The sequence below is a fragment of the Actinomadura soli genome (assembly GCF_005889715.1).
In the GTDB taxonomy this organism is placed as follows: domain Bacteria; phylum Actinomycetota; class Actinomycetes; order Streptosporangiales; family Streptosporangiaceae; genus Spirillospora; species Spirillospora soli.
Genome location: NZ_VCKW01000097.1, coordinates 21,548 through 28,965, shown reverse-complemented (window position 1 = coordinate 28,965; position 7,418 = coordinate 21,548). Strand labels below are relative to the sequence as shown.

General features: G+C 70.8%; 5 protein-coding genes, 1 pseudogene and 1 riboswitch. Of the genes and pseudogenes, 2 read left to right on the top strand and 4 right to left on the bottom strand.

Annotation, left to right across the window (positions count from 1 at the left end; all coding sequences use genetic code 11):
• Positions 1-308 (bottom strand): annotated as a pseudogene (locus ETD83_RS43775) (hypothetical protein); the annotation flags it as partial.
• A gap of 92 nt (positions 309-400) precedes the next feature.
• Here ETD83_RS43775 and ETD83_RS19815 point away from each other — a divergent pair.
• The gene (locus tag ETD83_RS19815; RefSeq protein ID WP_230421034.1) at positions 401-931 is read left to right on the top strand and encodes a MarR family winged helix-turn-helix transcriptional regulator; all 531 of its coding nucleotides are present in this window, start codon (positions 401-403) and stop codon (positions 929-931) included.
• A 66-nt stretch (positions 932-997) separates the two neighbouring features.
• Here ETD83_RS19815 and metE read toward each other — a convergent pair whose 3' ends face one another.
• A complete protein-coding gene (gene metE, locus ETD83_RS19810; RefSeq protein WP_138646628.1) occupies positions 998-3,256 on the bottom strand; it encodes a 5-methyltetrahydropteroyltriglutamate--homocysteine S-methyltransferase in 2,259 nt (752 codons plus the stop codon).
• A 102-nt stretch (positions 3,257-3,358) separates the two neighbouring features.
• Positions 3,359-3,568: riboswitch (cobalamin riboswitch) on the bottom strand.
• A 21-nt stretch (positions 3,569-3,589) separates the two neighbouring features.
• Positions 3,590-4,108: a hypothetical protein gene (locus tag ETD83_RS19805; RefSeq protein WP_138646627.1), complete on the bottom strand. Its 519-nt coding sequence runs from the start codon at positions 4,106-4,108 to the stop codon at positions 3,590-3,592.
• Between the two features lie 450 nt (positions 4,109-4,558).
• Here ETD83_RS19805 and ETD83_RS19800 point away from each other — a divergent pair, with 450 nt between their 5' ends.
• Positions 4,559-4,885: a hypothetical protein gene (locus tag ETD83_RS19800; RefSeq protein ID WP_138646626.1), complete on the top strand. Its 327-nt coding sequence runs from the start codon at positions 4,559-4,561 to the stop codon at positions 4,883-4,885.
• Positions 4,886-4,983: 98 nt separating this feature from the next.
• Here ETD83_RS19800 and fxsT read toward each other — a convergent pair whose 3' ends face one another.
• Positions 4,984-7,416, bottom strand: a complete 2,433-nt coding sequence (fxsT, locus tag ETD83_RS19795; RefSeq protein ID WP_138646625.1) for an FxSxx-COOH system tetratricopeptide repeat protein — start codon at positions 7,414-7,416, stop codon at positions 4,984-4,986.
• Positions 7,417-7,418 lie beyond the last annotated feature (2 nt).

Genomic DNA, 7,418 nt, shown 5'->3' with positions numbered 1-7,418 from the left:
GTCCCGCCCGCCACGAACAGCCGCCCGTGCGCGTCCGTCTTCAACCCGAGGGCCTGCCCGCCGGACGCTCGGCTGACGATCGCGCCGCGTCCGGTACGCAGGTCGGCGCGGTAGACGGACCCGTCGGCCATGGACCCGACGTAGGCGAACGGGCCAGGCCCGGTGGCGATGCCTTCGGGCTGGAACCCGTCCGGCAACCGGATCGTGGCCGGAAAAGGGTCGCCGGTGGCCGCTCGGGCCGGCGCGCTCAGCACGGCGGCCGGGACGAACAGGAGCGCGAGCACGGCGGAGATTCTTGGACGTCGCACGGCATGACCTTTCAACGCTGAAATGTTCAACGCTGAAGACCGTACGGCCGGTGATACCTTTGCGTCAAACAGTTCAATGTTGAGGGGTTGTGGTGGAGCAGGAGCGTGACGCGGTCGACCGCATCGTGGAGCAGTGGGCTCGCGCCCGTCCGGACCTGGACGCGTCCCCCATGCGTGTCCTCGGCCGCCTGTCCCGGGTGACCCGCATCGTCGAGCGCGAACTCAAGTCGCTCTTCAGCGAGTTCGGGCTGGAGAGGGGCGAGTTCGACGTCCTGGCCACGCTGCGGCGCGGCGGCGCGTCCGACGGCATGACCGCCGGGATGCTGGCCCGCTCCTCGATGGTGACCTCGGGCGCCGTCACCAACCGGCTCGACCGGCTCGTCGCCAAGGGCTACATCACGCGCGAGATCGACCCGGCCAACCGGCGCGCCGTCATCGTCGCCCTCACACCCGCCGGCCGTGACCTTATCGACCGCGCCGTCGCCGCCCACCTCGACAACGAACGCCGGATCCTCGCCGCACTCGACCAGGACCGGCAGGACGACCTCGCCGCGGCCCTGCGCGCCCTGCTGCTCAGCCTCGGCGACGAGGCGACCGACCCCCGCCCACTAGGCGACCCCTGAGCCTCGTCCTCAGGCCGGCCCCTGGACCGTCCAGGGGCCGACCTGTCGCGTTAGGGCGGACGGGGGTCAGGCGCTCGTGCCGGTCACATCTGCGCGGACGCGGTGGGCCGCCGTGACCAGGTTCCGCAGGGACGCCTCCGTCTCCGGGTAGGCGCGGGTCTTCAGACCGCAGTCCGGGTTGACCCAGAGCCGTCCGGGGTCGACGGCCCGCAGCGCGCGCCGCAGGTTCTCCTCGATCTCGTCGGCGCCGGGGACGCGCGGCGAGTGGATGTCGTACACGCCGGGCCCGATGCCGTTCTCGTACCCGGCGGCGCGCAGGTCAGCGACGAGCTCCATGTGCGAGCGGGCCGCCTCGACGCTGGTCACGTCGGCGTCCAGCGCCCCGATCGCGCCGATGATCTCGCCGAACTCGGAGTAGCACATGTGCGTGTGGATCTGCGTCGTGTCGGCGACGCCCGAGGTCGCGAGGCGGAACGCGCCGACGGCCCACTCCATGTAGGCCGGACGGTCCGCGCCCCGGAGCGGCAGCAGTTCGCGCAGCGCGGGCTCGTCCACCTGGATGACGCGGATCCCGGCGGCCTCCAGGTCGGCGATCTCGTCCCGCAGCGCGAGCGCGAGCTGCCGGGCGGTGTCGGCGAGCGGCTGGTCGTCCCGCACGAACGACCAGGCCAGCATCGTGACCGGCCCGGTCAGCATGCCCTTGACCGGCTTGCTCGTCAGCGACTGCGCGTAAGTCGCCCACTCCACCGTCATCGGACGCGGCCGCGCCACGTCGCTGTGCAGGATCGGCGGCCGGACGTACCGCGACCCGTACGACTGCACCCACCCGTGCTCGGTGGCGGCGTACCCGTCGAGCTGCTCGGCGAAGTACTGCACCATGTCGTTGCGTTCGGGCTCGCCATGGACGAGGACGTCCAGGCCGAGGTCCTCCTGCAGCGCGATGACGCGGGCGATCTCGTCCCTCATCGCCCGCGTGTAGGCGTCGGCGGTGACGCGTCCGGCGCGGAGGTCGGCGCGGGCCCGGCGGATCTCGGGAGTCTGCGGGAACGAGCCGATCGTCGTCGTCGCCAGCGCGGGCAGGCCGAGCTCGTCCCGCTGGGCGGCGAACCGGGCGGCCCGGTCGCCCCGCCCGGCGCCGTCGCCGAGAGAGTCCAGCCGGGCACGGACGTCATGGTCGACATCCGCGGGCGGTGCCGGGGCCTCTGCCTTGGCGGGGACGTCCTCGCTCAGCGCCCGACCGACCGCGACGACCTCCGCGACCTTCTGCCGGGCGAACGCGAGCCGCCCCCGGACCTCCGGATCCATGGACGTCTCGGCGTCCAGATCGATGGGGACGTGCAGCAGGGAACAGGACGTGCTCACCACGACCTGATCCACGAGCCCGAGCAGCGACGCGCAGGTGGCCTTGGCGCGGCGCTGGTCGGCGCGCCACACGTTCCGTCCGTCCACCACGCCCGCCACGAGCGTCTTGCGCGGCAGCCCGCCCACCGACGCGAGGACGTCGAGGTTGTCGGGCCCCGCCACGAAGTCCAGACCGACCGCCTCGACGCGGCTCCCGGCCAGGGCCCGCAGCGCGTCCGCGCCGATCGTGCCGAAGTACGTGGCGACCATCAGCCGCGGCCTGCTCGTCAACCGCCCCAGCCGCGAATACGCGCGAGCGAGCGCCGCGATCTCCTCCTCACCGCGGTCGGCGACGAGGGCGGGCTCGTCCAGCTGAACCCACCCGGCCCCCGACCCGGCCAGCCGCTCCAGCACTTCGGCGTACACGTCGATGAGCCCGTCGAGCAGGTCGAGCGGCCGGAACCCGTCCGGCGCGTCCTCCGCCGGCTTGGCCAGCAGCAGGTAGGTGAGCGGCCCGACGAGCACCGGCCGCGTCTCGATCCCGAGGGCCTTGGCCTCCCGGTACTCGACCAGCGGCTTGGCCGCCGAGCCGTCCGCCAGCCGGAACCGGGTGTCCGGACCCAGCTCGGGGACGATGTAGTGGTAGTTCGTGTCGAACCACTTCGTCATCTCCAGCGGCGGGACGTCCTGCACACCCCGCGCCATCGCGAAGTACCGGTCGAACCCCGCCAGGTGCCGGTACCGGTCGGGGACGGCGTCGACCAGCACACTCGTGTCGAGCACCTGGTCGTAGAACGAGAACGTGTTGGACGGGATCGCTTGCAGGCCCGCGTCGCGCAGGCCCGTCCAGACGTCCGCGCGCAGCTCGGCGCCCGTCCTGGCGAGCGCGCCGGCGTCGGCGCGTCCGGCCCAGAAGTCCTCGGTGGCGAACTTCAGCTCCCGGCGCGCCCCGATTCGGGGATATCCGAGGATCGTCGTGTTCATGGCGGCTTCCCTCGCTGTGCCATTGGCGGACGCGCGGGGAGGAGCGCACGACGGAACGTACGCCGCATACCTTCCCGCGAGGCCGCAGACCACCGCGCACCGGCCGGCGCGCGGGCGGAGGCAGGTCTTCGGACTCGCGGGCACCGCTTCCCGGAGGAAGCGTCCTACTGACCGTCGCTTCCCAGGCCCTGCGGCCCAGTGCGTGATGACGGCGGTCGTTCCCACTCACCGCTGCGGGGCAGTCCCGGATTCGCACCGGGTTCCCTCTTACGACACTCGAAACCGAGTGAACCGTCCGCAACCCGGAGTCTACCGACACGCTTGCCCGCGGGCTCAGGCGAGCGCCTCGCGGAGAATGCGGACGGCCTTCGGGCCGACCCCGTGCATCGCCAGCAGTTCGGCGTCGGTCAGGGCGGCGACCTGGGCGAGCGTGGTGATGCCCGCCCCGGTGAGCGCCCGGGTGGCGGGCCCTCCGATGGCCTTGGGCAGGTCGCCGACCTCACCGGGCGTCGCGGCGTCCCCGGCCGCCACTCGCGCCGCCAACCGCTTCGGCGCCTGCGAGAGCCAGGCGCGACGCATCCAGTGGTTGAGCTGCTGACCGTTGATGTCCCCGATCGGGACACGCACGCCGACCGTCACCGCGCCGCGGGGCAGCGGCCGCGCCGCCGGATGCGCGGCAAGGACCTCGTCCACATCCACCGCAGGCAGCCGGAGCTCCACCACGGCGTCCTTGCCCATCGACGCGAACCGCTTACCCCGCACCGTGAACGCGACGGTTCCCGAGTCGATGACCTCCTCGGCGGTCTCGGGATACGAGAGGGCGGCCTTACGAAGCTGAGCGAGGGTCGTCATGGCCACAACCTAAATGTGCGCCGCGAGCCGGTCACGGCCCCGTCGGAGTGCTTCCGTCGGACATGATCGACACGTCCGCCAGCGGCCCGCCGGGCCCGAACCGGTGGTAGAAGCGGGCCCGCGGCCGGGGAACGTACGCCGAGGTGCCGGGGCTGAACGTGATCGACCACGCTAGAAACCGCTGCCTGCCCGCCCGCGCGATCAGGCCAACCCCAGATTCTCAGGGTGAGGCCAAGACGACCGCGCCCGAAGAGCGGTGAATTCTCGATCGGTCGACATGACCTGTCCGAATACGGCCAGTGGTCTTGTCGGGGCTTGTCTTCACGCGAAATCGCCTTGCCCCGGTCGTCCATCGCACCCCATAATGATCACCTATTTTCCGGCGGCACAAGGCCGTTGAACCGAATTGGTCAACTCACTCAGGGTCACTTCCCCTGGTAAGGAGATGAGATGCGACGAGTCGCGATCAGCATCGGAGTTCTGGCGGTCGCGGGAGCAGTCGCTGCACCGACCCCCGCAAACGCCGCATCAGGCAAGCTGACTTTCGACCAACGCAATGGCTACCGGGTTATCATCGAGAACCCTCCCGCGGGAGTCTGCTACAACCTCTCGTCCCAGACCGGGCACACCAAGGTCGGCACCGTCAATAACGAGACGGCCAGACCGATCAAGGTCATCATGGCTCCGAACTGCACCGATCACGCCGGCTGGTTCAACCTCGCACCGTCCACGAGCACGATCTACGCGCCAGACGAGAGCGTCCTGATCCTGGAATAACCGCTCGGGTCGAGAGCATGGGCAGGGGCGGGGTCGAACCGCGGATTTCCATCGGCCTCGCCGCCAGAGCGCCCGCTACCCCGTGGTACGGCTCTGGTTCAATCCGGGACTCCGAACAGATCTTTCAAGTGGTCGGCATACCGCTGCAGTGACCGAGTCGTGGGGTGCTGTGTCCCAAGCGCAGCCAAGGCGCATTGTTCGGCTCGGGTGATCGCTGCGAGCGCTTCGGCGGCCCGCCCCAAATCGCGGTGTGTGGCCGCTAGATTGCCCAGCCCGAGGGCAACGTCGGGGTGGTCGGGGCCTAGCGCGGCCTCAGCGATGGCCAGTGCCCGTTGCACCAACGGCAGTGCTTCGGCGGGCCGCCCAAGTGCGCGGTGTGTGGCGGCCAGGTTTTCTAGCCGGGTGGCGACGTCGGGGTGGTCGGGACCCAAGGCGGTCTCGGTGATGGTCAAGGCCCGCTCGAACAGCGGCAGTGCTTCGGCGGCCCGTCCCAGTGCGCGGTGTGTGGCGGCCAGGTTCCCTAGCCGGGTGGCGACGTCGGGGTGATTCGGGCTCAGCGCGGCCTCGGCGATGCTCAACGCCCGTTGCTCCAACGGCAGTGCTTCGGCGGCCCGTCCCAGTGCGCGGTGTGTGGCGGCCAGGTTGCCCAGCCCGATGGCGACGTCAGGGTGATCAGGGCCCAGCACAGCCTCAGCGAGAGCCAACGCCCGTTGCTCCAACGGAAGCGTCTCAACCAACCGTCCCAGCGCGCGGAGCGTGACGGCCAGGTTCCCCAGCCCCAGGGCAACACTGAGGCTCCGCTGAGACCTGATCAGTTCGGTGGGATGATCAAGGCTCAGGGCGGCCTCGGCGATGTCCACCGCCCGCTGCTCGAACGGCAGTGCTTCGGCGGCCCGTCCCAGCGCGCGGTATGTGGCGGCCACGTTGGCCAGCCCGATGGCGACCTCACGGTGATGCGGGCCCAGCGCGGCCTCGGTGATGGCCACTGCCCGTTGCACCAGCGGCAGTGCTTCGGCGGCCCGCCCCAGCGCGCGGTATGTGGCGGCCAGGTTCCCCAGCCGTGTGCCGACGTCGGGGTGGTCGGGGCCCAGCGCCGCCTCGGCGATGGTGACTGCGGTGGTGAGCACGTCGTTGGCGCGTTGGTACTCGCCCTGCGCGATCAGGAACAGCCCCGTCTGGTTGAGCACGTGGCTTAGCGGCCCTGACGGGCGGGATGAGGCAGCTGCGGCGCTGATCGCTTCCACATGGACGACCAGAGGTCGCCAGACCGGCCAACCGGCCACATCGGAGTCGGGGTCGTCGGGCATGGCCGTTTGGAGCCAGGTGAGGGCGAGGTCACGGGCCGCGCCGTCCGCCTGATCGTCGCTGGTGTCCTGGGGCCGGGACAGGACGGCGGCTCGGGTGAGGCGGTGCATCGCCACGACCTCGTCGGTCAGGTCGATCATGCTGTGGGAGGCCAGGACACCCAACGCTTCGTCTGCGGCCTCGGTGGCCTCTTCGTCCCCGCCGCCCAGCATCGATCGGGGAATGTCTGCAGGGGCGTACTGCGCCAGTACCGAAGCAAGCTCGGCCGCCCCTGGGGCCTGCTCGTGGAGGGTTTCCAGGGTGATGTCCCACAGGCGGGCAATGGTGGCCTGGCCCTTGTCGCCGTCGGCGGCCTTGCCGTAGTAGCGGGCCGGATGCTGTTGCAGCAACCCCAAGTAGCGGCCCAACGTGATGCGGGTCTGACGGATATAGGCGGCGGCCTGGTCCAACGCCAAGGGCAAATAACCCAGTTCCTGGGCGATCGCTGCGGCCGTCTGCCCGTCGTGTGGGGTGGTGTGCCCGGTGATGGTCATGATCAGTTCGGCGGCCGGCTCCGGGTCGAGCAACCCTAGCCGCAGGGTGCGTGTGGTGCCGGGCCAGCGCACGTCCCGGCGGCTGGTGATCAGCGCGTGCCCGCCCTCCAGGCGCCCCAACAGCTCGGTGACGTGGGCCGGGTCGGTGACGTTGTCCAACAGCAGCAGCCACTCCGGATGCGCCCGCAACCAGCCGACCGCCCACGCTGCGGCGTCCTCGGTGGTCGCCGCCCGCGCGGCGTCCTGAACGAGGTGACGGGTCAACTCGGCCAACCCGGCCTCGACATGCTGCGGGCTCTCGGCGGTCACCCACCACACCGCCTCGTACCGCTCGCGGGCCTGGTCGGCGTACTGCAACGCCAGCTCCGACTTGCCCACCCCGCCCATGCCGTACACGGCCTGCGTCACCACCACCGTCTCACCGGCGCTGGCCAATACCTTTTCCAGCCGCTGGTAATCGTCGTGGCGCCCGAGGAACACCGGCGTGGCCGGACGCGGCAGCCCGACTATCCGCGCGGCGGGCCGCACCGTCTCCGGCGCCGGGAGCGACACGGCGGCCTGGGTGATCTCATCGCCGGTCTTGACGCTGCCGAAGTTGACACCGACCCCTGGAGACCGGGGCCCTGAAGTCTGCAGGTGGGCGGCAGGTGAGGAACTGACCCGCCGCTCGGCTCCCGTGATGTCGTCGGACATGG

What these genes read in the sequence shown, in the direction of transcription:
- metE (WP_138646628.1), bottom strand. Translation starts at nt 3,256, where the DNA reads ATGAACACGACGATCCTCGGATATCCCCGAATCGGGGCGCGCCGGGAG.
- ETD83_RS19805 (WP_138646627.1), bottom strand. Translation starts at nt 4,108, where the DNA reads ATGACGACCCTCGCTCAGCTTCGTAAGGCCGCCCTCTCGTATCCCGAG.
- ETD83_RS19800 (WP_138646626.1), top strand. Translation starts at nt 4,559, where the DNA reads ATGCGACGAGTCGCGATCAGCATCGGAGTTCTGGCGGTCGCGGGAGCA.
- fxsT (WP_138646625.1), bottom strand. Translation starts at nt 7,416, where the DNA reads ATGTCCGACGACATCACGGGAGCCGAGCGGCGGGTCAGTTCCTCACCT.